Annotated in this window: 26 protein-coding genes; 9 read left to right on the top strand and 17 right to left on the bottom strand. The window is 65.8% G+C overall.

The window, feature by feature from the left end:
- Position 1 precedes the first annotated feature (1 nt).
- The 6 genes from cpaB (at position 2) to Q2T94_RS14945 (ending at position 5,964) form a co-directional block, all read left to right on the top strand.
- Positions 2-739, top strand: coding sequence for a Flp pilus assembly protein CpaB (gene cpaB, locus Q2T94_RS14970; RefSeq protein ID WP_302265380.1), 738 nt, complete (start codon positions 2-4; stop codon positions 737-739).
- Positions 736-1,935: a CpaE/TadZ family protein gene (locus tag Q2T94_RS14965; RefSeq protein ID WP_302265377.1), complete on the top strand. Its 1,200-nt coding sequence runs from the start codon at positions 736-738 to the stop codon at positions 1,933-1,935. Before cpaB ends, Q2T94_RS14965 begins: the two co-directional genes overlap by 4 nt.
- The gene (locus tag Q2T94_RS14960) at positions 1,932-3,458 is read left to right on the top strand and encodes a TadA family conjugal transfer-associated ATPase (RefSeq protein ID WP_302265375.1); all 1,527 of its coding nucleotides are present in this window, start codon (positions 1,932-1,934) and stop codon (positions 3,456-3,458) included. Before Q2T94_RS14965 ends, Q2T94_RS14960 begins: the two co-directional genes overlap by 4 nt.
- A gap of 9 nt (positions 3,459-3,467) precedes the next feature.
- A complete protein-coding gene (locus Q2T94_RS14955; protein WP_302265373.1) occupies positions 3,468-4,394 on the top strand; it encodes a type II secretion system F family protein in 927 nt (308 codons plus the stop codon).
- A 10-nt stretch (positions 4,395-4,404) separates the two neighbouring features.
- Positions 4,405-5,286 (top strand): type II secretion system F family protein, encoded by an 882-nt coding sequence (locus Q2T94_RS14950; protein ID WP_302265370.1) that lies wholly within the window; start codon positions 4,405-4,407, stop codon positions 5,284-5,286.
- 288 nt (positions 5,287-5,574) lie between these two features.
- The gene (locus Q2T94_RS14945) at positions 5,575-5,964 is read left to right on the top strand and encodes an Hpt domain-containing protein (protein WP_302265367.1); all 390 of its coding nucleotides are present in this window, start codon (positions 5,575-5,577) and stop codon (positions 5,962-5,964) included.
- A 7-nt stretch (positions 5,965-5,971) separates the two neighbouring features.
- On the opposite strand, the gene Q2T94_RS14940 is transcribed toward Q2T94_RS14945, so the two are convergent.
- On the bottom strand, positions 5,972-6,742 hold the full coding sequence (locus tag Q2T94_RS14940) for a response regulator transcription factor (protein WP_302265364.1): 771 nt from the start codon (positions 6,740-6,742) through the stop codon (positions 5,972-5,974).
- Positions 6,743-7,073: 331 nt separating this feature from the next.
- Between Q2T94_RS14940 and Q2T94_RS14935 the strand changes: the two genes are divergently transcribed.
- Together Q2T94_RS14935 and Q2T94_RS14930 are read left to right on the top strand one after the other, a co-directional pair.
- Positions 7,074-7,379: a hypothetical protein gene (locus Q2T94_RS14935; RefSeq protein ID WP_302265361.1), complete on the top strand. Its 306-nt coding sequence runs from the start codon at positions 7,074-7,076 to the stop codon at positions 7,377-7,379.
- On the top strand, positions 7,372-7,599 hold the full coding sequence (locus tag Q2T94_RS14930) for a hypothetical protein (RefSeq protein ID WP_302265358.1): 228 nt from the start codon (positions 7,372-7,374) through the stop codon (positions 7,597-7,599). The genes Q2T94_RS14935 and Q2T94_RS14930 overlap by 8 nt, the downstream gene beginning before the upstream one ends.
- A gap of 147 nt (positions 7,600-7,746) precedes the next feature.
- Here Q2T94_RS14930 and Q2T94_RS14925 read toward each other — a convergent pair whose 3' ends face one another.
- The 9 genes from Q2T94_RS14925 to Q2T94_RS14885 form a co-directional block, all read right to left on the bottom strand.
- Positions 7,747-8,877: a hypothetical protein gene (locus tag Q2T94_RS14925; protein ID WP_302265356.1), complete on the bottom strand. Its 1,131-nt coding sequence runs from the start codon at positions 8,875-8,877 to the stop codon at positions 7,747-7,749.
- Positions 8,861-10,915: a flagellar biosynthesis protein FlhA gene (locus Q2T94_RS14920; RefSeq protein WP_302265353.1), complete on the bottom strand. Its 2,055-nt coding sequence runs from the start codon at positions 10,913-10,915 to the stop codon at positions 8,861-8,863. The genes Q2T94_RS14925 and Q2T94_RS14920 overlap by 17 nt, the downstream gene beginning before the upstream one ends.
- A 91-nt stretch (positions 10,916-11,006) precedes the next feature.
- Positions 11,007-12,131, bottom strand: coding sequence for an EscU/YscU/HrcU family type III secretion system export apparatus switch protein (locus tag Q2T94_RS14915; RefSeq protein WP_302265350.1), 1,125 nt, complete (start codon positions 12,129-12,131; stop codon positions 11,007-11,009).
- Positions 12,128-12,892 (bottom strand): flagellar biosynthetic protein FliR, encoded by a 765-nt coding sequence (locus Q2T94_RS14910; RefSeq protein ID WP_302265347.1) that lies wholly within the window; start codon positions 12,890-12,892, stop codon positions 12,128-12,130. The genes Q2T94_RS14915 and Q2T94_RS14910 overlap by 4 nt, the downstream gene beginning before the upstream one ends.
- 2 nt (positions 12,893-12,894) lie before the next feature.
- Positions 12,895-13,170, bottom strand: a complete 276-nt coding sequence (gene fliQ, locus Q2T94_RS14905; RefSeq protein ID WP_264271526.1) for a flagellar biosynthesis protein FliQ — start codon at positions 13,168-13,170, stop codon at positions 12,895-12,897.
- Complete coding sequence (gene fliP, locus Q2T94_RS14900; protein ID WP_302265344.1) at positions 13,170-13,991, bottom strand: flagellar type III secretion system pore protein FliP; 822 nt, start codon at positions 13,989-13,991, stop codon at positions 13,170-13,172. The genes fliQ and fliP overlap by 1 nt, the downstream gene beginning before the upstream one ends.
- On the bottom strand, positions 13,988-14,482 hold the full coding sequence (gene fliO / locus Q2T94_RS14895) for a flagellar biosynthetic protein FliO (RefSeq protein ID WP_302266435.1): 495 nt from the start codon (positions 14,480-14,482) through the stop codon (positions 13,988-13,990). Before fliO ends, fliP begins: the two co-directional genes overlap by 4 nt.
- Before the next feature lie 20 nt (positions 14,483-14,502).
- The gene (fliN, locus tag Q2T94_RS14890; protein ID WP_254456152.1) at positions 14,503-15,249 is read right to left on the bottom strand and encodes a flagellar motor switch protein FliN; all 747 of its coding nucleotides are present in this window, start codon (positions 15,247-15,249) and stop codon (positions 14,503-14,505) included.
- Complete coding sequence (locus Q2T94_RS14885) at positions 15,246-16,169, bottom strand: flagellar motor switch protein FliM (protein ID WP_302265339.1); 924 nt, start codon at positions 16,167-16,169, stop codon at positions 15,246-15,248. Before Q2T94_RS14885 ends, fliN begins: the two co-directional genes overlap by 4 nt.
- Positions 16,170-16,613: 444 nt before the next feature.
- On the opposite strand from Q2T94_RS14885, the gene Q2T94_RS14880 reads away from it, so the two are divergent.
- Positions 16,614-16,838: a hypothetical protein gene (locus tag Q2T94_RS14880; protein WP_217389489.1), complete on the top strand. Its 225-nt coding sequence runs from the start codon at positions 16,614-16,616 to the stop codon at positions 16,836-16,838.
- 801 nt (positions 16,839-17,639) lie between these two features.
- On the opposite strand, the gene Q2T94_RS14875 is transcribed toward Q2T94_RS14880, so the two are convergent.
- The 7 genes from Q2T94_RS14875 to Q2T94_RS14845 form a co-directional block, all read right to left on the bottom strand.
- On the bottom strand, positions 17,640-17,840 hold the full coding sequence (locus tag Q2T94_RS14875) for a hypothetical protein (RefSeq protein WP_302265337.1): 201 nt from the start codon (positions 17,838-17,840) through the stop codon (positions 17,640-17,642).
- 537 nt (positions 17,841-18,377) lie between these two features.
- The gene (locus Q2T94_RS14870; protein ID WP_302265335.1) at positions 18,378-19,211 is read right to left on the bottom strand and encodes an OmpA/MotB family protein; all 834 of its coding nucleotides are present in this window, start codon (positions 19,209-19,211) and stop codon (positions 18,378-18,380) included.
- Positions 19,208-20,041, bottom strand: a complete 834-nt coding sequence (locus Q2T94_RS14865) for a motility protein A (protein ID WP_217389488.1) — start codon at positions 20,039-20,041, stop codon at positions 19,208-19,210. The genes Q2T94_RS14870 and Q2T94_RS14865 overlap by 4 nt, the downstream gene beginning before the upstream one ends.
- A gap of 15 nt (positions 20,042-20,056) precedes the next feature.
- On the bottom strand, positions 20,057-20,293 hold the full coding sequence (locus Q2T94_RS14860; protein WP_217389487.1) for a flagellar FlbD family protein: 237 nt from the start codon (positions 20,291-20,293) through the stop codon (positions 20,057-20,059).
- Positions 20,294-20,406: 113 nt separating this feature from the next.
- Positions 20,407-20,856: a cell wall-binding repeat-containing protein gene (locus Q2T94_RS14855; protein WP_217389486.1), complete on the bottom strand. Its 450-nt coding sequence runs from the start codon at positions 20,854-20,856 to the stop codon at positions 20,407-20,409.
- A gap of 174 nt (positions 20,857-21,030) precedes the next feature.
- A complete protein-coding gene (locus tag Q2T94_RS14850; protein WP_217389485.1) occupies positions 21,031-22,203 on the bottom strand; it encodes a flagellar hook protein FlgE in 1,173 nt (390 codons plus the stop codon).
- A gap of 60 nt (positions 22,204-22,263) precedes the next feature.
- Positions 22,264-22,770, bottom strand: a complete 507-nt coding sequence (locus tag Q2T94_RS14845) for a flagellar hook assembly protein FlgD (protein ID WP_217389484.1) — start codon at positions 22,768-22,770, stop codon at positions 22,264-22,266.
- Positions 22,771-22,782 lie beyond the last annotated feature (12 nt).

Here is a 22,782-nt window from a genome sequence, read left to right as displayed (position 1 = left end):
CTTGAAATCCCGACTCTTGGGCGGTGTTGCCGCCGCCGTCCTCGCGCTGCTCGGCGCCGTCCTTGTCTACTCCTACGCGGCAAACGCCGACGCGCGCGCCATGGCGGCACTGATGCCCACCAACGTCTTGGTCCTTCGCCAGGCAGTTCCCGAGGGAACGTCCGTCGCCGACCTTGGCGAATCCGTGGCCCTCGAAGCCAGGCCCGCGGGCACCGTGCCCGCCGGGGCGATGGCCGCCCTGGACGAAGTCGCCGGCCAGGTGACGGTCGCGGATCTGGCACCCGGCGAGGTGCTGCTCTCCAGCCGGCTCGTCGATCCGGCCTCGCTACAGGTCCCCGGCACCGTCGCGGTGCCCAAGGGCCTGCAGGAAGTCAGCTTCGCCCTGGAGCCGCAGCGGATGGTCGGCGGCAACATCACCGCCGGAAGCACCGTCGGGGTCTTCGCCTCCTTCGACAAGGGAGCGATCAAGGACGATGCAGGTTCCCCGGCCACCGGCCGGGTCTTCCACAAGATGCTCGTCACCCGGCTCCAACGCGCCGATGCCGCCGTGGAACCGGCCGAAGGCGCCCAGGCCATGCCCGCGGGCACCATGCTCGTCACCGTCGCGGTCAATGACCGCGACGCCTCGAAGCTCATCCACTCCGCCGAATTCGGCCGGATCTGGCTGACCAACGAACCCAAGGATGCCAAACAGGAATCCCGTCCCCAGCCAGTTCGCCTATCGGAGGTGTACCCGTGAGCCGTTTCGTCCTGATCTCCCCGGATGCCCAGTTTGACCAGCTCGTCCGCGCCGCCGTCGAAGGCGGCCTGCACGGTGAGGTGCGCTCCTTCCTGACCACCAGCGTGCCCACCGACCCCCGGCAATTGCTGGACTCCCTGGAGCAGGCCCCCGAGGTGCTGATCCTGGGTCCCGGCATCCCCGTCGAGGAGGCCCTCCGCCTGGCCACCGTCTTCGATGTCCAGTGCCCGGAAATCAGCGTCGTCCTCGCCGCCGAGTACGACCCCGAACTCGTGGTCCAGGCCATGCGCGCCGGCATCCGCGACGTCCTGGGGCCCTCGGCGGACATCGCCCAGGTCGCATCCGTGCTGGACCGCGCCTGCCAGGCGCACTCGGCACGCAGCCGCCACCACCAGCCGGCGAGCGCCGAACCGCAGGAGAAAAAGGGCCAGGTGATTGGCGTGTTCTCCCCCAAGGGGGGCGTGGGCAAGACCACCGTGGCCACCAACCTTGCCGTGGGCCTGGGCAAGATCGCGCCCATGGGCGTTGTCATTGTCGACCTGGACCTGCAATTCGGGGACGTCGCCTCCGCGCTGTCGCTGGATCCCGAGCACACCGTGATGGACGCCGTTTCCTTCTCGGCGAGCCAGGACACCCTGGTCCTCAAGGCCTTCCTGACCGTCCACCCCGCCGGGCTCTACGCGCTGTGCGCTTCGAAGAACCCCGCCGACGCCGACCACGTCACCAGTGAGCACATCGAGCGCCTGCTCGACCAGCTGGCAGGGGAATTCCAGTACGTCATCGTGGACAGCGCCCCCGGCCTCACCGAGCTCGCCCTCACCGCCATGGAACGCTGCACCGACGCCGTGTGGGTCAGCGGCATGGACGTGCCCAGCGTGCGCGGACTGCGCACCGGGCTGGATGTGCTCAAGAAGCTCGATATCCTCCCGGAAACCCGCCACGTGGTGCTGAACATGGCCGACCCCAAGACGGGGCTGACCATCGGCGACATCGAGACCTGGATCGGCGCCCCGGTGGATGTGAGCATCCCCCGCTCGCGGACCGTGGCATTCTCCACGAACCGCGGCATCCCGGTGCTCCAGGATTCCAAGCCCGACCGCGCGGTCAAGGGATTCGCCCACCTGGCCCGGCGCTTCGATCCGCAATGGCGGGCCCAACCCGCCCGCAAGCTCCACCGACGGGTGGTCGTGCGATGAAACTCTCCGAGCGACTCAGCGCCGCGGAGAACGCTGCGCCCTTGAACCGTGCCGCCGGCGCCCGCCAGACGGCAACCCAACGCCTGGACACCGCCGTGTCCAAGGCGGCTTCCGTCCCCATGCCCGCAGCCAAGACGGTCCTGCACCCGGCCGCGCCCGCTGACATCTACAAGCCGGCCGTGCAGGCACCGGCCGCGGGTTCGGCGAGCGCGAAGGCCTCGATCTCCCACCCGGTGGATGCCTATGCAGGACTGAAGCAGCGTGCCGCCAAGGCACTGTTCGAACGCATGGGAAGCCGCTTCAACGATTCCACCCTGACCGAGGAGGACCTGCGCGCCAGCGCCCGCGAGGAACTGGTCCAGGTCATCGACGCCGAGAAGGTCCCGCTCTCCCCCGCCGAACGCTCACGCCTGATCAACGACGTGGCCAACGACGTGCTGGGCTACGGTCCGCTGCAGCAGTACCTGGAGGACGAGGACGTCACCGAGATCATGGTCAACCGCATGGACAGGATCTACGTGGAGCGCAAGGGCAAGCTGGTCCTCAGCGACTCGCGCTTCAGCTCAGAGGAGCACCTGCGCAAGGTGATCGAGCGCATCGTGGCCAAGGTGGGCCGCCGCATCGACGAGTCCTCCCCGCTGGTCGATGCCCGCCTGGAGGACGGGTCGCGCGTCAACGCGATCATTCCGCCGCTGGCGGTGGGCGGTTCCTCCCTGACCATCCGAAAGTTCAGCAAGATCCCGCTGACGGTGCAGGACCTGATCCGCTTCGGGACGCTGACCCCGGCGATGGCGGAACTGCTCAATGCCTGCGTCAAGGCGAAACTGAACATCATCGTCTCCGGAGGCACCGGCACGGGCAAGACCACGCTGCTCAACGTGCTGTCCTCCTTCCTGCCAGACACCGATCGCATTGTCACCATCGAGGATGCCGTCGAACTCCAGATCCAGCAGGACCACGTGGTGCGCCTGGAAAGCCGCCCGCCCAACACGGAAGGAAAAGGCGAAGTGACCATCCGCGAACTGCTGCGCAACTCCCTGCGCATGCGCCCGGACCGGATCGTGGTGGGCGAGGTCCGCGGCGGCGAATCCCTGGACATGCTCCAGGCCATGAACACCGGCCACGACGGCTCGCTCTCCACGGTGCACTCGAACTCGCCCCGCGACGCCATCGCCCGACTGGAAACCCTGGTCCTGATGGCAGGCATGGACCTTCCGCTGCGCGCCATCCGCGAACAGATCGCCTCCGCCGTGCACCTGATCATCCAGATCTCCCGGCTGCGCGACGGCACGCGGCGCATCACGCACGTGACCGAGGTCCAGGGCATGGAGGGAGAGATCGTCACCCTGCAGGATGCCTTCGTGTTCGACTTCGCCGCCGGCGTTGACGATGACGGGCGCTTCCGCGGCACGCCGATCCCCACCGGCATCCGGCCCACGTTCATGGACAGGTTCCAGGACATGGGCATCCAGGTTTCGCCCGCCGTCTTTGCCGGCCGGCAACACGCCGTCGCCAACGCCTAGGAGGGCGAGATGGAACTCATGATTGGATTGGCCTTCGTGCTGCTGGCCCTGGGCCTGGCACTGGGTATCGTCTTTCGGCCGGCACGGGTTGCCGTGGATCGCCGCGCCCCCGTGGACGTCTCGCCCACCACCGGGCTTTCCCGGCTTGCCGGCGGAACCACCGGATTCCTCGAAACCCTGCTCGCCCGGCGTAAGCTGCGGTTCTTCAGCAGCGAGGCGCTGGAAAGCGCCGGGCTGCGTTTGCGCCAGAGCGAGTTCCTGGTGCTCATGGCCTCCGCCGCGCTCGTCGCCATGGTGCTGGGCATGCTGCTGGCCGGGCCCGGCCTAGGCGTGCTCTTTTTCCTGCTGGTCCCGGCGGTAGGGCACCTGTACCTGCAGCGTCGCACCGCCAAGTGCCGCCACGGATTCGGCGAGCAATTGGTGGATACCCTGCAACTGCTCTCCGGCAGCCTGCGTGCGGGGCACAGCATCCTGCGCGCCATGGATGCGGCAGCCCTGGAGTCCCCGGCCCCGACGTCCGAGGAGATGCGGCGCATCGTCTCGGAAACCAGCCTGGGCAGGGACCTGCTGGCCTCGCTGAACGACACCGCCACCCGGATGCAGAGCGAGGACTTCCGCTGGATCGCCCAGGCCGTACAAATCAACCGCGAGGTCGGCGGAAACCTGGCCGCGGTGCTGGACCAGGTCAATGAAACCATCCGCGAACGCAGTGAAATCAAGGGACAGATCGCGTCCCTTGCCGCCGAGGGCAAGTTCTCGGCCTACATCCTAATGGCCATGCCCGTGGGCATCATTGCCATGCTCATGGTCATCAGCCCCGGCTACATGACCCCGCTGTTCACCCAGCCCCTGGGCTGGGTCATGATGGGAGCCTCCGTCGTCCTCATGACCGTCGGCGGGCTGTGGATGCGCAAGATCATCGACTTGAAGTTCTGAGGACCGGAAAATGCCACTTATCGTCACCGCCGGCGCGTTGCTGGTCGGCTTCGCCGTGCTCTACCTCGGTCTCGCGTTCTTCTCGGTCGACCGCAAGGGCCAGGCCGCCAGCAGGGAGAACCTGCGCCGCGGCCACGACCCGGAGGAAACCGCTGCCCGGCCCGATACCGGCCTGCTGGTGCGGATCGGCAGGCGCCTGACCCCCGAGGCGTATGTTCGCCGACTCGACAAGCTCCTCTCCCTGGCCGGGCGCCCGACCTCCATGCCACTGGACCGCCTCCTGGCGGTTAAACCCGCACTCGGGTTGGCCGGGGCGGTCCTGGGGTTCCTTTTCGGCCTGGATCCGCACCCGATCATGAAGATCATGGGCCTTGGGGTCTTCGTCGCTGCCTACTTCATCCCCGACCTGCTGTTGATCAGCAACGGCCAGAAACGGCAACAGGAATTGCAGCTTGAACTGCCCAATACGCTCGACCAGATGCTGATCAGTGTTGAGGCGGGCCTCGGATTCGAGGGTGCCGTGTCGCGGGCCGGTGAAAACGGCCGGGGACCCCTGGCGCAGGAATTGATCCGTACGCTGCAGGACATGCAGGTCGGCCGTTCCCGCCGGGAGGCGTACTCAGCCCTGGCCCAGCGAACCAACGTCCCCGAATTGCGCAGCTTTGTCCAGGCCGTCGTCCAGGCCGATGCCTACGGCATAGCCATCAGCCAGGTCCTGCGGGTACAAGCCAAGGTCATGCGCGTGAAGCGGAGGCAACGTGCCGAGGAGAAGGCCATGAAGTTGCCGGTCAAGATCCTGTTCCCGCTCCTGTTCTTCATCTTTCCCGTTCTCTTCATCGCCATCCTTGGACCGGCGGTGATCAATGCCATCGCAACGTTCAGCGGTCAATGACCCCACGGAAGGAACCTCATGACATCGTCACCCAGAGTAGGCCGCGCTAACGCTCCCGCGGGCCAACTGCCATTGGCTCCAAGCACTGATCAGGCGGTCTTTAACGGCGTTTACGACGTCCTGGCCAGTTGCCAAACGCAGGATTCACGCAGATTGTCCCGGTTCTCCGGATTTGCCCTTATCTTGCCCAGTCCCAGCGGATATCCTAAGGCAATGCACACTCCGCCCACCGCCCCGCTCATGGGCCTAACCGACACCATGGCAGGGGTCGCCAGAGAAGACTCGCCAATGTCCACCTTGCCATCACCCAACGGCCAGCCCCTGGTGGATTTTGCGGTGCTCCGGGAGCTCGAGCAGCAAGTCGACGACCCGTCGATCGTCGTGGACTTCGTCCACGACTTCGTGGATCTGTGGAAATCGCGTTATGAACGGTTGGCCCAGGCACTGGAGCCGCTTGATCCGGATACTGCGCTGGACGCTTTGATCAGCATCAGGACTGCCGCTGCCATGGCGGGAGCCGTGCGCCTCGCTGGGGATGCGCGGGAACTGGGGGAAGCGGTCAAACGCGGCGATGAAGCGGAAGCCGTCGGCTTATTGCCTGGCCTCGAGGTTTGCGGTCGGCAGACCCTGCTCGAATTGCAGGAGCATTACCCCAAGCCGAAAAAGGAACAGGTCTAGGGGCGAATCATTCCTGGTCCGGATGGGGTGCCGCCAGCCGGTATCCCACTCCGCGCACCGTCAAGAGCCATGGCTGGTGGCGGGCGTTCCCGCCGAGTTTTCGGCGCAGGTTCCCGATATGCACCTCGATGGCGCGTTCATCGACATCGCTGACGTATCCGCGTCCGCCCCCGCGTGGCGTCTCACCGCGAACCACCTGGACCAAATCGGATTTCGTCCGAACCGTGCCGATGTTTCTCATGAGGTCCTGCAGCAGGTCGAACTCGCTTCTGGTCAGTGACAGCTCTGCGTCGGACAGGCGTGCCGTCCGCGCTTCGCTGTCCAGGACCAGCGCACCGTGGTGAAGTGTTGAACGCTTCCTCACCGGGGTATGCGCCGCCGGGCTTTGTGTCTCGGGCTCCTGGGTGCCGGCACGCGGACGTCGCAGCATCGCCGCCACGCGGGCACGTAATTCCCGGGGGCGAAACGGCTTCGTCATGTAATCATCGGCGCCGGCCTGCAACGCGGTCAGTGTGTCCGCCTCATCATCCCTGCCCGTCAACATGATGACATAGCAGTCGCTGGCCTGGCGGATGCGGCGGAGCACTTCATGGCCGTCGATGTCCGGCAGGCCAATATCCACGGTCACGACGACGGGGTTTTGTTCCCGGACCAGTGCAACGCCTTCGAGCCCCGTCGTCGCCGCCCTCACCTCGAACCCGGCTTGTTGCAGCACCGCCACCACGAGGTTGCGTAAGTCGGCATCATCCTCAATGACCACGACGGTCCCTTGATTCATGGTCCGCTTCCTCCGCCCTTGGTGAATGCTGAATACGAAAGACACCTCCCCACGGGCTACCCCCTAAATAATTACCAGCCGTTCTGTGAAACTACAAGTGAAATACGTGGTTAGCGGTCACGGCGATCCCGGGGCAATAGGGATTCGTGCCGAATCCCGCGTTCCCGTCGGCACGGTTGATCGGCCGTGCCGACCGGCATGGGACACCGGTGGCCCGCCGACCCGCAAAAGCCTATGCACCCCTGGGGCCGCGGTTTTAGACTGGCCGGACGAAGGCGGTGGGCCGGGGCGTGTGATGTCCGGTCCGACGCCCCCAACTGGAGGAGAACGCATGACAAACGTGAACCCCGAAAACGCCGAGGACGGAACTTCCGGCCTTGATGACGTCATTGATCCGGAAAGCTCTGCCTTGCCGCCATCGTCCCGACGCGGCCATGCCAAGGTCCCGGAGGGCTTGGATGACGATGACTTCGCGGCAGCCGAGCAGCAAGAGCGGGTGGCAGCCGGACTGGAGGACTACAACCCGGCAGATGTGCCACCGGCCGCCGACCCGGTCCCGGCCGGCTCCTCGGAGGAAGCCGAACGCGCCCAACGCGGACTGAACGACACGAGTGAAAAGGAGAATCCACATGGCTGAACGTGGAAGCGATAAGCACAGTGCGGAGCTCGACGAGCAGATGAAACAGGAAGCCGAGGGCGGCCTCAAGGGCGTCAAGCCCAGCCACCGGGAGGAGTTCCGCCAGACCGAGCCCTTCACCGACGAGACCGATCCGGCTCAAGTACAGGAGGCCACGGAGCGCGACGACCTCGCCTCGGACTCCCCCAAGCCGCACAACGCCGCATCCGGGGATGACTAAGACGGCAGGTCAATAGAATGACTGGCCAATAAAATCAAGGATGGAACGTCGGCGGGTCCCCGGGATTCTTGTTTCCCGGGGACCCGCCACGTCCAGGGTCGGGGATCCTGGACGATTCGACTGCCGGACCGAGAGTGCAGACAGTGCCTACGTGCCGGCGCCCCTGGCCTCGAGCACCGGGAACCCCAGCTCCCAGACAGATTCCGGGGACAGGGTCTCCTCGGCATGCAGGGAGACCACCGCGTAGATCCCGCAGGCCTTGGCGACGGCCTTGACCCAGGCGGCGCTGTCCTCCGCCTTCCGCCCGGCATCCACCGCCACCCAGAGCTGGTCCGGCGCCAGCACCTCCAGCAGCTGCAATTGCTTTGGCAAGGCCAGCAGCGGATTGATGGCAACGGAAACCAGCAGCGGGACGCCGTCGGCCACGGCGTTGGCGCGCGCCCGCAGGATGCCGCGCCGGTCAAGGATTGGTCTGCGGGCCAAGGCATGGGTGTCGAACTTCTGGGCCAGCTCCCCCGCGTTGCGCCGCAGCGCAGTGCCCTCGTCGAGTTCCCCGGCTGCCATCCCGGCATCTCCCCAGAGTCCGATGACCACGACCAGGTCCCCGGGTCCGGCCAGCGGAGAGGGAACGATGTCAGGCCCCGGCCCCGCAGCCTGCCCGGCCGGAGTCTTCGGCGCACCGGACGGGTGCGTTGGTCCGCCGGCGGCGCGGGTGCCGGTGGCCGGTTCCAGGGCGAAGGCCTCGCTGTCCAGCAGGCGGTCGAAGTCGGGGCGGCCGGGCAGCGGCGTCAGCCTGTCCCGGTCCACGAACACCGGCACCTGCGGCGCCAGGCGCAGCTCGGCCTCGTCCGCCCGCGCCAGCAACCCGTCGATGCCGCCGGCCACGGCCGGGGAATCGGGCGTCAAGGCGGGGGCAGTGAGAGAACGTGGTGCCGGGGACGTGGGCTTACCGGCTACCTGTTCCGCAATGGGTGGAGATGAAATGGATGCTTTCGATGACCCTGGTTTCGACAACCCGGGCTTCGGGGACCGGGGTTTGGGAGCGGGCTCGAGGTCGCGCTGCGGCGCCGGTTCGTCCCCGGGTTCCAGCACGTGACCGTCGGGTGCGTGTTCGTCAGGCACCTCAATGATGGCCTCGAGGTGCGACTTGGCCAGGAACCCGCCGATGCCGCCGATGGTGACGCGTTCGGCGGAGACGATGCGGGCATGGGGCCCGTATTCGGCCATGGCCTGCTCGTGGATCTCGGGCAGGCTGGCACCCTCAAGCCGAAATCGCATCGGCACCGCGCACCACCCCCACGGTCTCGATCTCTGCCCCGCCGGCGGTGGCCTCCTGGTAGGAGAGCACCGGAATGGAACCGGGGGCTGCGCCCAGCAGGCGGCGCACCGCCGGGCGCAGCGCCGGGGCGCAGACCAGCACCGCGGAGAGCCCGCGGGTTTCCAGCTCGCCGGCGATCTGCTTGACCGAGGCCAGCACCGCTTCCAACCGGGCCGCATCCAGCATGATCTGGCTTCCTGCCTCGGAGGGGCGCAACCCCTCGAGCATGCCCTGTTCCAGGACGGGATCGATCATGACCACGCGCAGCGTGTTGCCCTCCAGGTAGCCGGCGGCGATGGCCGGGCCCAGTGCCGTGCGGGCCGCCTCGATGAGGCCTTCGGGATCGGTGCTGGCCTTGGCGCGCAGGGCCAGGGCCTCGTAAATGCGTCCCAGGTCGTTGATGGGCACGGACTCGATCAGCAGGCCCTGCAGCACGCGCTGGACCTCGGCCAGGGACAGCGGGGAAGGCACCAATTCCTCCACGGCCGAGGGGTTGGTTTCGCGCACCGCGTCGGTGAGCACCCGCACGTCCTCGCGGGTCAGCAGCCGGGCTGCCTGCGCCTGGACGATCGAGGAAAGGTGGGTGACGATCACCGAGACCCGGTCGATGGTGGTGGCCCCTGCCATCTCGGCATTGTGCCGCAGCTCGGCCGGCACCCACTTGCCGGCCAACCCGAAGACCGGCTCCACGACCGAGGCACCGGGCAGCGAATCCAGGTGCTCGCCCAGGGCCAGCACCTTCCCGCGCGGAGCGGTGCCGCGCCCGGCCTCCACCCCGGCGATCCTGATGGTGTAGGTGGCAGGGGGCAGGTCCACCGAGTCGCGGGTGCGCACCGGCGGCAGCACAATGCCCATCTCCATCGCCACGCGGCGGCGCAGGGCGCGGACGCGGGCCAGCAGGTCGTCCCCTCCCCCGTTGACCACGTCCACCAGGTCCGGGGCCAGCTGGATCTCCAGGGCGTGCACCCGCATCTTCTCGATCAGGTCCTCGGTGGTTTCGGTGGGGACCACGGCGGCCTCGTTTTGCCGCGCCACTTCCGCCAGGGATTCGGACTTGGCCAGGTTGGACTTGATGCGCTGGGCGGTGAGGATCAGCAGGGCGCCGATGAGGATGAAGGGAAGCTTCGGCATCCCCGGCACCAGGGCCAGGGCGATGGCCGCGGAGCCGGAAATTAGCAGCGCGGTGCGCGACTGGGCCAGCTGCTTAGAGGCGGTGGAACCCATGTCCGAGGAGGCGTTGGAGCGGGTGACGATCATGCCGGTGGACACGGCCATGAGCAGGGCCGGGATCTGCGTGGCCAGGCCGTCACCGATGGTCAGCAGTGCGTAGGTGTTCAGTGCCTCGGAAATGCCCATGCCGCGCTGCAGCATGCCGATGGCGATGCCGCCGACGAGGTTGATGATGATGATGATCAGCCCGGCGATCGCATCGCCCTTGACGAACTTGGAGGCACCATCCATGGCGCCGTAGAAGTCGGCTTCCGCGGCGACCTCGGCGCGGCGCTCGCGCGCCTGGGAGTCGGTGATCAGCCCGGCGTTCAAATCCGCGTCAATGGCCATTTGCTTGCCGGGCATGGCGTCAAGGGTGAAGCGGGCCCCGACCTCGGCAACGCGCTCGGCACCCTTGGTGACCACGACGAACTGGATGACGATCAGGATCAGGAAGATCACGCAGCCGATGATCAGCGAACCGCCCACCGCGATGGAGCCGAAGGCGGCAATGACTTCCCCGGCGTACCCGTTGCCCAACACCAGACGGGTGGAGGCGACGTTCAGGCCCAGGCGCAACAGCGTGGCGACCAGCAGCAACGAGGGGAAGACCGAGAAGTCCAGCGGACGCTTGACGAACATGGTGGTCAGCAGGATCACCAGGGCCAGCAGGATGGACACGGCGATCAGCACGTCCAGCAATGCGGCCGGGACCGGGACCACCAGCAGCATGATGATGCCCACCACGCCCAGCGGCACGGCGATCTTGGAGAGTGAAGCAAATTTCATTGAGGTCTTGCTCCTTGGGACTGGGCGGTTGGCCTGCGATTGGTGGTGGCCGGGGATGAATTCTTGGAAAGGCGGAAGGGGCCGGGCGTCATCAGGTGCCGGCCCTTCGTCCGGGGCCGGGGTTGGCGCTCGCTGTCGCCGCCACCGGCACGGTGTGGACGCCGGCGGCGTTGCCGCGGGCCTTGAGCGCCATGACGAAGGCCAGCACACGCGCCACGTCATTGTAGGAATCGGCGGGGATCTCGTCCCCGATCTCGCACACCTCGTGCAGGGAACGCGCCAACGGAATGTCGCGCACCATGGGCACTGACTTCTCGGCAGCTTCCTCGCGGATGCGTGTGGCGATGTTGCCCGCGCCCTTGGCCACGAGGCGAGGTGCTGACTTGCCCGGTTCGTAGCGCAACGCAACGGCGACGTGGGTCGGGTTCACAACCACCACGTCCGCGTCGGCGATGGCCGCGATCATGCGGTTGCGGCTCATGGCCATCTGCCGGGATCTTCGCTGGGACTTGATCAGCGGGTCCCCGTCGGTGCGCTTGTTCTCGTCGGTGACTTCCTTGCGCGTCATCCGGGTGTGCTTGCGGTTCCGGCGCATGACCACCAGCACGTCGATGGCAGCCAACACCAGCCCGGCGATGACCGAGGCGCGGATCAGCGAGGAGGCGCCGTCCGATCCGGCGGCCAGCAGCGAGGACAGCGACAGGGAGCCCGATTGCAGGAGCAGCGGCATGAGCGAGGCGACGACGAACCAGAGCACCAGGCCGATGACGGCGACCTTCAGCAGGGCCTTAAGTCCCTGCCAGAGCGCCTGGAGCCCGAAGACCCGCTGGACGCCGGTGACCAGGTTCAGGTTGGCGGGATCCAGCTTGAACTTCTTGAAGTTGATCCCGCCCTGCAGCGCGGCGATGACCACAACAACCACCAGCACCACCACGAAGAGAGGCAGCAGCGTGCCGGACAGCGAACCCAGTCCGGTGCCCAGCGCGTCGACGGCGGCCTCGGGATCGGGGGCCGCAATGATGCCGCGCACCGCCTCCAGCTGGGCACGTCCGGCCGTCTCGGCGGCCACGAGCACGCCGGGCAGCATCAGGGCAGCGGCCCCGATGCCCAGCCACGCGGCAAGGTCCTGCGAGCGGGTCATCTTGCCCTTCTCGTGCACCTCCTTCATGCGCTGGGCGGTGGCCTTCTCGCTGCGTTCCCCCGAATCCTGGCTCATGGGCCCGACACCCCCGAAAGCAGGGACAGGGCTGCCCGCACCAGCGAGGAAACCAGAGCGGGCAGCACCACGAACACGGTGCCGACCAGTGCGAGGGTCAGCATGATCTTCAGCGGGAAGCCCATGGCAAAGGCGTTCAGTGCCGGGGCGGCGCGCGTCAGCAGGCCCAGGCCAATGTCTGCAAGCACCAGCACCACCAGCAGCGGGCCGGCGATCTGGACGGCCGCCACGAACATCTCCCCCACCGCGCCGACCAGGGATTCGGCCACGTACGGCAGCCCGATCCCGCCGCCCAGCGGGATGACGGCAAAGGAACGGAAGAGTCCGGCGAGCACCAGCTGATAGCCGTCGGAGGCCACCAGCAGGGCCAGGGCGGCGAAGTGGAAGAAGCGGGTGAACTGGGCGCCGTTGATCATGGACTGGGGGTCGAAGCCCTGGGCCATGGCGAAGCCGCCGAAGAGGTCGATAAGGCTGCCCGCGGACTGGATGGCGGAAAACACGACCATGACCATGAAGCCCATGGCCGCCCCGGCCACCAGTTCGGCGACGATGGCGCCCAGGAACGGGCCGGTGTCCAGGGATTCGTAGCCCGCGCCCAGTCGCGGGGTGACGGCCAGGGCCAGCCCGATGCCGAGCATGCCCTTGATCCGCAGCGGAATGGCGTTGTGCGAGAACGGCGGGGCGATGACCAGGAACGCGGTGACGCGCACCGCGGCGAGCATCATGACCTCCAGCCAGGCCAGCGGCACGGTGGCCAGCATGCCTAGCCGCCTCCCAGCAGGGCCGGGATCTTCTCGAAGAGCTCGTGGGTGAAGAGCACCATTTCGGAGATCATCCAGTGCCCGCAGACCAGCAGCGCGATGGCGACGGCGGCGGCCTTGGGGACGAAGGAGAGGGTGATTTCCTGGATTTGCGTCATTGACTGGAACAGGGAGATGGCGAAGCCCACCACCAGCGAGGTGATGAGCACCGGGGCGGAAAGTTTTGCTGCCACCAGCAGCCCGGAGAACCCGATGTCCAAGACGGCGTTGGGATCCATTAGCCACCACCGATCCTGTAGGACCCGATGAGCGCGGTGATGACCAGGCCCCAGCCGTCCACTAGGACGAAGAGCAGGATCTTGAAGGGAAGGGAAATCATCACCGGCGGGAGCATCATCATGCCCATGGACATCAGTGCGGAGGAGACCACCAGGTCGATGACCAGGAAGGGCACGAAGATCACAAAACCGATGATGAAGGCTGCGCGCAGCTCGGAGATCATGAAGGCGGGGATCAGGGTGGTCAGCGGGACGTCGGCGGGCGTGGCCGGGTTGGGCATTTCCGCGGCGCGGGTCATCAGCGCGATGTCGGCCTCGCGGGTGTGGGCGAGCATGAATTCGCGCAGCGGCACCACCCCGACCTCGAGGGCCTGGGTGAGGTCGATGGACCCGTCCAGGTAGGGCTGGACGCCTGTCTCGTTCATGGCGGTGAGCACAGGCGCCATGATGAACAGGGAGAGGAAGAGCGCCAGGCCGGCGAGCACCTGGTTGGGCGGGATGGTGGGCAGCGCCAGGGCGTTGCGGGTGAAGGCCAGGACCACGAAGATCTTGGTGAACGAGCTCATCATCAGCAGCAGGGCCGGGGCCACCGAAAGCATGGTGATGGCAATGAGGGTGACGATGGCGGAGCTGGGGGTGCCGTTGGGTCCGTTGATTTCCACGGACAGCCCGCCGTTGTCCCCCGGGGCACCAGGCTCAACGGGCGCGGCAAGGGCGGCGGAGGCATTGAACCAGGAAAGGGCAACCAGCAGCGCCAGCAGCAACCCGGCCAGCAGTGCCATCCGGGCGCGGGAGGGCAAGGAAGGGCGAAGCGCTCTCATGCGCCGCGGCCAGTCCGGACGGCGGCCACGGCCCGGCGCCAGGTGTCAGGCGACAGGATCGATCCGGCAAGCGCTCCCGAAGGCGTGGATGAAAGCACCGCCGGCGTACCTTGGTCATTCACAGCCGGCCCGTCCGCGCCGGGTTCGTTGGCGGGCACGCTGCCCTGCCGCACGGTGCTCAGGCTCGCTGCGAAGGCGCGCGAGCGCTCGGCCATGGTGGGCTGAACGTTGACCTGTTCCAGGGCATCTGTTTCCACTGGCTCGGGTGCCTCGAAGGAATCCAGCACGCTGATCGAGGACTCGGCCACGCCCAGCAGGTAGCGCCGTCCCTGGACGTCAAGCAGCACCACGGAGGACTTCGGGCCCAGGCCTTGGCGCTCAACCACGGAAAGCTGCGAGGCACGCGGGGAACCAAAGCGCGTCAGCACGCGCTTGCGCAGGTAAAACAACAATCCGAAGACCGCCGCGAGCGAGACGATCACCCGCAACACCAAGAAGAAACTTTCCAAAACTACGCCAGGCCCTCGTTCACATCAAGGATCTGGGTGATGCGCACGCCGTAGTCCTGGTCCATGACCACGACTTCGCCCAGTGCGATGAGCCTGCCGTTGAGCAGGATGTCCGCCGGAGCCCCGGCGGAGCGGTCGAGTTCCACCACGGCACCGGGTTCCAGGCCCAGCACATCGCGCACCGACATGCGTGTGCGCCCGATTTCCACGGTCAACGCCATTTCCACGTTGTTGATGCGGCCCAGTCGGCTTGCCACGTCTTCGCGTCCCTCGAGGGCGGATCCTGCGGGCAGCTGCGTGGGTTCGTTGTTGCGGATGCGGATGGCAAAGAAGCCGATTTCCTTCCCGGCGCTGTGCAGTTCAAAGCACACGGTCTCGGCGTCCCCGAGCATCGCATCGGCGTGCACCGCCGAATCGGTGGAGAGCACGCCGGCTCCCAGCACGCCGGTGGCGGCTTCGAGCGCAGGTCGCAGGATGTCTGCTGCGGACACCAGCGAGCCGGGTCCGCCCGGGGCTCCTCCCAGCATCGGGGCAGCCACCGAGAGCAGCACGTCGGCGGAGTGCTGGCCGACGAAGCCGGCGGCCACCAGCTCGCCGGATCCCTTCAGCATGGCGGCATCGCGGGTGCCGGAGTGCAGCACGGCGGTGACCGGCGAGGTTGTGGGAAGCATGCCGGCCAGTGCCTCGGCGGCCGCCGAATACAGCGCTGTCGAGTGCAGGACCGGGATGGAAGTTGGTTCGGGGCTCAAGAGAGGCTCTCCTCGGTAGAAACGACGACTGCGGCGATCCGGCCGCTGCGGGTGCCGGCTGCGGCGGTGCCCAGGCGGCGCCCGTCAACAGACAGCTCGAAGGGCCGGTGGACGGGGTGCGGCAGGGGCAGCACATCTCCCACGGCAAGATTCAGGATGGTGCCGGGGGTGACGAAACTGGGACCGAGTGCCAGGGCCACGTCCACCGGGACCCCGGCGATGGCCTCGGTGAGCAGCTCGGCGGCGTTCTCCACCGGCGTGCGCGGATTGGTTTCCCCCAGTTGCGGCAGCAGCATGTCGGCCGGCACCGCGACCGAGGCCAGCGTGCTGCGCTCCCCCACGCGCACCCGCAGCCAGGCGGCGATGACGATCTCCGACTTCGTGGCGGCCTGCGCGAACTGCGAATTGTGGTGGATTCCGACCACCGCGAGCTGTTGCTGCAGCAGGGCACCGAGTGAGTAGTGCAGGTCCTCGAGCGCCTCGTCCATCAGGCCGCGCACCAGTGTTTGCTCGATGCGCGTGTACTTGCGTTCGGGAACCTCGGTGGCGATGGGACTGCCGAGCATGTGCGAGACCCAGTTCAGCGCGTCCGCGGCCGGGAACTGGATGACGGCGCGCGCGCCGTGCCCCTCGGCCTCACAAAGGACCATGGTGGTGGCCGGCGGCAGGCCCGCGACGTAGTCGTCGTAGGACTGCATCTGGACCGATTCGAGGGTTACCTGGGACATGACACGGATCTTGGCCGTCAGCTGGGTGCCCCATTGACGGGCAAAGGTCTCGAAGGCAAGTTCGAGCACGCGCGCGTGTTCCCGGGCCAGGGTGGTGGGGCGGCGGAAGTCATAGACAACGGCGGCGACCGGGTCAGGGGGTGTTGGATTGGGCCCACCCGCATCGGGGCGTCCCGCAGGCAAGATCGTCACTGGCACCACTATCGGCAGACAGTGGCTGGTTGGTTAGTCGGTTGGGGCAAATATTCGTCCCGCGATTCCTTGGAATCGTCAGTAGCAGATTGACTAGGGATTTTGCGCGAACTGATCGCTGCTCGCCGATAACCGATCGACTCAGGCTGGTTTGTCACCGCCCCTGTCACGCCCACGTTTGCAGATTCTCGGCCCAACCATTTCGATGAAGTCGGGTGTTGAAACAGCTGACCCGGGAGCTCTGTTGAGTGCGCTGGATCCGGTCTACTGGCCGCGGGGGATATCATCGAACACCGCGTCACCGCCTTGGATTCGGGCATGGCTGCCTTTCGGGCGACGTAGGGTTGTTGGCCAGGGATGAAGTGGAGCCGTAGTCGGCCGAGAGTCTAAGCTCAACAGTGTTCACGTAGCGGATTCCAGCGCATCGAAGAGGAGAGGTCCATAATGACCAACATTTACGAGGGATTTATCGTCCAAGAAACGACCCCGCAGGCGTTCGCCCTCGTGGAGTCTTGGAACTCACGCGTGGCGGATCTCAAGAATCTTCCTGAGGTCGATCTGGCGGAGGCCGTCAATGAACTCAAGGATCACCACCTCGAGATGATTCGGGCCTTGGGACGTATCGAGCAGGCTGTCAACACGAACGCAGGCAAGGTCATCACGGCCTAACAGCGTGCGGAAGACCGCACCGATTGGCCCTGCCCATATGACTCACCGCTTACGGATTGCGTACACGCGGCTTCCCGTGTCACGAGCAGTGAGCGTGCCCGCAGAACAGTGACGGGCGCCGATTGGCGGCGGATTCTCCGCTCAAACAACCAGCACACCCTCACCTAAACGGCAGATAGTCGGATTCGCGAGCTTGGCAAAGCCCGCCGTGGGTTGCGACGAACTGAGCGAGCTATCAGGAACGGCAGGTAGCTTGGACTGTGGGTCCTGTACGGGAATCACATTTCAAAGACTTGGAGGCTGATCATGAGCAAGCGTCGTTATTACAGCCAAGGTCCACGCATTCCGCTTCTGTGGCAGAACATTGGTTTGGGTATTTTGGTTTTAGCGGTTATTGGGATTGCTGCCTACCTGATCGTTCGGTGACGGCAAGAGCAAGAGCAGAGTTTTCACAACGGCTTTTGGCGGGCACGAGAACTGAACAATCGCGACGGATAGTGCAGTGAAACCCTCCTATCGGGCAGGACGAAGTCCTCCCGGGTAGCAGGCAATGTGTCGCCGGTCTTGCGGACATGCGACCCCGCTGGACCGCGCCGCGAGTGAACAATCCCGGCAGATTGTTGCCTGGGCGCGGCTCACGCCAAGGGTTCTGATGGACCATATGTCGCTACGTGGCCTGCACAGGGTGAACCGCGAGGTGAAAGCCACGTGAATGGCAATCCGGTGTACCGCAGCTCACATACTGTTGGAGTTTCAATCACCAGCTTGGGAGCTAACTTTGGGAAATCGTCGTTATTACGATCAGGGGCCACGCATTCCGGTGTTATGGCAGAACATCGGCCTTGCGGCACTCATTGCCGTCGTAATCGGATTGGGCGCATACGTTTTCTCTTCGTAAATGCGGACCATCAATGTGTAATACGGACTGATCGTCAGCACCATCTGCACGGGCTGCGGGGAGAGTGCCTTCCAATCGCAACGCAACTGGTCGTCGTTATCCAATAATGCGCTCCTGTAGGGCTGGCCAGCATGAAATATCCCGGCAGTTAGGCGTGACCCCTGCACTCCGGATCTGGGACGGAAATTACGCGAACGTCGCCAGCCCGGATACAGGTGCAGACCACTGCGCGACCTGGCGTCCGGGCATATTCACCGCCGAGCATCACCATGCCGGTGGCCTGATTCCCGGTTCTTCGCACGGTCTGCGGTTCATCGTCCAGATGGAAGACGTCGATGAACATGGCTGCCAGAGTCGTTCGCCGAGGCCTTCTGGATGGCGCCAGGACACGCTCTTCCATTTGACCTGAATGCACTTTGTTTCCACGGTGTCTCAGCATTGGCCACCAGCCACTTCCCCAAAAGTGATCTCAGAGCAGCCCCGCGCGAATTCCCCAAGCGACGCGATTCCGCTCCCTTGGCATCACCCTACGACACCATGAGGGGAAGTAGAAGAGAGAAACGTGCCGGCGCAGGGTTCTTCCAAGGTCGTACCGCTTTGGAAGGCTTCCGACCCGGCATTGTCGCAGGCACGCTAGGTGACTACGGGTTCTGCTTCAGCAGGCTTCTGACCGACTCGGGCTGGTTGGACAGCACCACGATGTCGACACGGCGGTTCAGCGACAGGTCCTTGTTGCCTGGGACCGGACGGGCGTCCCCGTAGCCGACCGAGGAAATCCGCGAGGCCTTCACGCCACCGTCCTCGACCAGCGAGCGCAGCACTCCGGTGGCTCGGGAAGCCGAGAGCTCCCAGTTGGTGGGGTACGGCTTGACCGGGCGGCGCTCGTCCGCGAATCCCTCCACCTCGAAGTAGCGCTTGGTGGGGGCCAACACCGGGGCGATGGCGTCGATGATCTCGCGGGCATTGTCGGTGAGCTCGGCACTGTTGGGCACAAAGAAGGTCTCCGCGCTGACCAAGCGCACGGTGAGGCCCCGGTTGTCGATGGAGAAATCGGCCGCGCCGGCGTGCCCGGAATCCTTCAGCCGCTTCTGGATGCGTTCCTTGAGCTCAATCAGTTCGGACTGTTCGTCCTGGGCCAGGGCCAGCAGGGCTTCCTTGGTCTGGCCGTCAATCTGGCTGCTGGCCAGCAATCCCTCGGTGCCCACCAGCTCGGGCGGGACCACGACGCCCTCAGCGGTGTCCGCGGTGATGCTTTGTTCGGTGCCGAAGCCGGTGGCAAGGGAATTCTTCAGTTTCGTGTACTTGTCCTGGTCGACAGTGGACATCGCAAAAAGAACGATAAACAGGCACATCAGCACCGTGACCATGTCCATGTAGGAGGCCATCCAGCGCTCGTCCGGACCGTCGTGCCCGGACTCTGCCGGCTTGCGGCCCTTCCGGCCCCCGCGCCGGCTACTGCTGCGGCCGCCACTCACGCGGCTTCCTTGAAGTCATCGAGCACGGATGCGGCCCCGAAGTTGGACTTCTTGCCATTCTTCTTGTCGTTCTTCGTGCCCAATGCGTACGACGGGACCATGGCCCTCAGCTTCTCTTCCAGCAGGATCGACTGGCTGCCGCCTTGGATCGCCAGCACGCCCTCCATGGCCAGGGTCATGCTGTCGATTTCGAGTTCCGAAAGCCGGCGCAGCCGCGCGCCGATGGGAAGCCAGATGAAGTTGGCCGAGACCAGTCCCCACAGCGTGGCCACGAAGGCAGCGGCAATCATGTGCCCGAGCTCGTCGGGCTTGGAGAGGTTTTCCAGCACGTGGGTCAGCGAGACCACGGTGCCGATGATGCCCACGGTGGGGGCATAACCGCCCAGGGTGGAAAAATACTTGTGCGCAATCGCATCGGTGCGCTCGCGGGTGGAGATCTCATCCTCGAGCTGGTCGCGCAGCTCGTCCCCGTCCATGCCGTCGGCCATGGACTGCAGGGCCCGGCCCAGGAACGGGTCCTTGGTTTCCCTGGCCTCGGACTCCAGCGCCAGCAGACCCTCCTTGCGTGCAAGGTCCGCCAATTCGACCAGGCGGGTGATCAGCTCCCCCACCGGGGCGATCTTGCCCCGGAAAGCCGAGGGGAGGGACTTGAAGGCAATGATCGTGTCACTGATGGTGCCGCTGGCGATGCCCACGGCGATGGTTCCGAGGAACACGATGATCATGGGGGCCGGCAGCAGAATCGACGAGACGTTGGCGCCCTCCATGAAAAGCATGGTGAACATGGCGCCGAAGGCCAGCAGGAGGCCAATGATTGTTGCTGGATCCACTTGGGGGCGTCCTCTTTATCGATGCGTCAGGGGCGGAACGGATGGTTGCGGCGGCTCGTAGTTCCGCGCCAGTGAAACCACCCGGGCACGATGTCCCGCCACCAGGGCGATGACTTCTTCCATGGTCTCCGTGACCACGTACTTCGCGCCGTTGACCATGAACACAACGGTGTCGGGGTTTTCCTGGATCCGCTCGATGAGGTCGGCGTTGATCGCAAAGCGTGTGGCGTTGAGCCTGGTTACAACGATCATTGAAGCACCCCGTCCTTTCAGAGGAGCACTCTCGGCAGAAAGGGCGGCGCCGTTAGCCAACGACGCCGCCCGCCTACCCTCCGGCTTACCGTTTACGGCAGGCCGGGATCTGATTAGTTCGCTGCGGCGAGCTGTGCCTGGCCGAGCATGTCGTTGCTGACAGCGGTCGTCCCGCCGAGCACCACCAGCTTTCCCGGGTTCAAGCGGGCGAGCTCATCTGCCACCGTGGTTGGAAGGGCGCCGGTGGCCGGCACCAGCAGGATGGGCCCATCCGTGTACGGCGAGATGGACAGGGCGTCAACCATGCTGGCGGCGTTGGCCAGGTATACGGCGGGGACGCCCGGCTCGGCGTTGATCTGCGAGATGAGCACGGCGGTCTCGTACTTGTTCGCCCCGCCGATTCGCTCAACGGGAACCACCGCCGGTTCGGGGCAAGCCCCAACGAGCCATCCGCCACCCGAATAGACCTGGCAGGTGCCGTCAGCGGCCAGAGCGGTTGTGGTGCCGATGATTCCGGCGGCGGTGAGGGCGAGTGCGGCCAGTCCTGCAGTGGTCTTTTTCATGGCGTAATCCTACTTTGTCGTAGATGAAGGTGACTCTAAGGGGCCGCAGTTGCCATGGAACCAACCGTGGACTGATGCGCCGATCAACTCTGACCCGCCCCGGCGTCAGACGGAGAAGCCGATGGTGGATTGCGTGGGTGGCCCCCTTAGCTAACGGGACCACCCATACGCGGGTTAGCGCTTGAGGTTGGCCAGTTCCTGGAGAACCTCGTCGCTGGTGGTGATGATGCGGGCGTTGGCCTGGAAGCCGCGCTGGGCAACGATCAGGTTGGTGAATTCCTGGGAGAGGTCAACGTTGGACATTTCCAGCATGCCGCCGGAGATGGTGCCCATGCCCGGGTCCCCCGGTACGCCGTATTCGATGGCGCCCGAGTTGGCGGTGACGGTGTAGCCCGATCCTCCGGTCTTCTGCAGGCCGCCGGGGTTGGCCACGGAGCCAAGGGCGATCTGCGCGATGGCCTGCTGCGCGCCGTTGGAGAAGGTTCCCGTCAGCGTGCCGTCCGAGCCCAGCGTGTAGGACTCGAGGGTTCCGGCGGAGCGGCCGTTCTGCTCGGCGATCGACACGGTCTTGAGCCCTGCATAGCCGGTAACCGCGGACAGGTCCACGGCGATGCCGCCGAGGTTCATGGTGCCGCCGTTGAGGGTTCCGTCGTTGGCGAGGGCCAGCGTTGCGGTGCCGGTGGCCCCGGCGCCGTCGTTGCCCGCGACATTCCAGCCGTTCGCGGTGCGCGTGAACGTCATGGTCATGGTGCGGCTCGTGCCGTCCGCAGCGAAGATCTCCTTGTCCTGCACGATGGATTCGCCGGTGGCGGTTTCCTTGGGCAGGTTGCCGGAGAGTCCGGCGGTGCTGGTGCCGACACCCGGTGCGAGCAGGTCCCGCGGCAGGGCGACGTCGGTCAGGGCGCCGCCAGTGGCCAGCTGCCCGCCCTGGGCCATCCAGCCCTGCACGATGCCGCCGTCGGCGCTGGTCAGCCTGCCGTTGGCGTCAAATTCGAAGGCACCGGAGCGGGTGAGCGAGGTGGCATTCCCCGAGCGCGTGGCGAAGAATCCTTCACCGGCGATCATCATGTCCGAGGAACGTCCGGTGCTCTGGGCGGATCCCTGGCCGAAGTTGGTCGAGATGCCCGCGACCTGCACGCCGAGACCGACCTGGGCGGGGTTGCGTCCGCCGGCGTTCTCGCCCGGGGTGGTGGCGCCCTGGGTCATTTGGGACAGGGTGTCCTGGAACTGGACGGAGGAAGACTTGAAGCCCGACGTGTTGACGTTGGCAATGTTGTTGCCGGTGGTGTCAAGCATGGTCTGGTGGGCGCGAAGACCGGAAATTCCTGAATACAGTGAACGAAGCATGGTGGATGTCTTTCTGCGTTGAAGGAAATTGGGTGGAACAAGAAAACGTGGGGCGGACGCCTAGGCGCCCAGGGCACCCGGTTCGGCGGTTTCAGGCACCGTGTCCCCGCCCTCAGGCAAGGCTTCCGGGGTCGTGTCCTGCTCCGGATCGGGAACCGGCGCGGCGGGTGCCGCGATGCCGATGATCTGCGCGTAAGGGATCTGCTGCTCCCCCACCGTGACCACCGGGGCACCCTGTGAAAAGGACACCGCGGTGACCACCCCGGTGATCGGCGGCTCCCCGGCGGTGGTGATTTCCTGACCGATCAGCGAGGATGCCGCCAGGCGCTGCTGGATGTCCAACGAGGCTTCCTGGGTGGCGCTGAGGGTGTTCATGCGTTCCATGGAGGCCAGTTGGGTGGTCTGGGAAATCATCTGGTTGGTGTCCATGGGCGAACTCGGGTCCTGGTTTGCCAGCTGGGTGACCAGCAGGTGCAGGAACACTTCCCCGTCCATGGCCTGTTTGGGGGCACGAACGGGCGCGGCTGTTGCCCCGAATTGCGTCGCTTCGATGGGTGGCACTGTCATGGGGGGTTGTCC

The organism is Paeniglutamicibacter sulfureus (assembly GCF_030512175.1).
Lineage (GTDB): Bacteria > Actinomycetota > Actinomycetes > Actinomycetales > Micrococcaceae > Paeniglutamicibacter > Paeniglutamicibacter sulfureus.
Note: the sequence above shows the minus strand (reverse complement) of the source record. Positions and strands in the feature narration are given on the sequence as shown.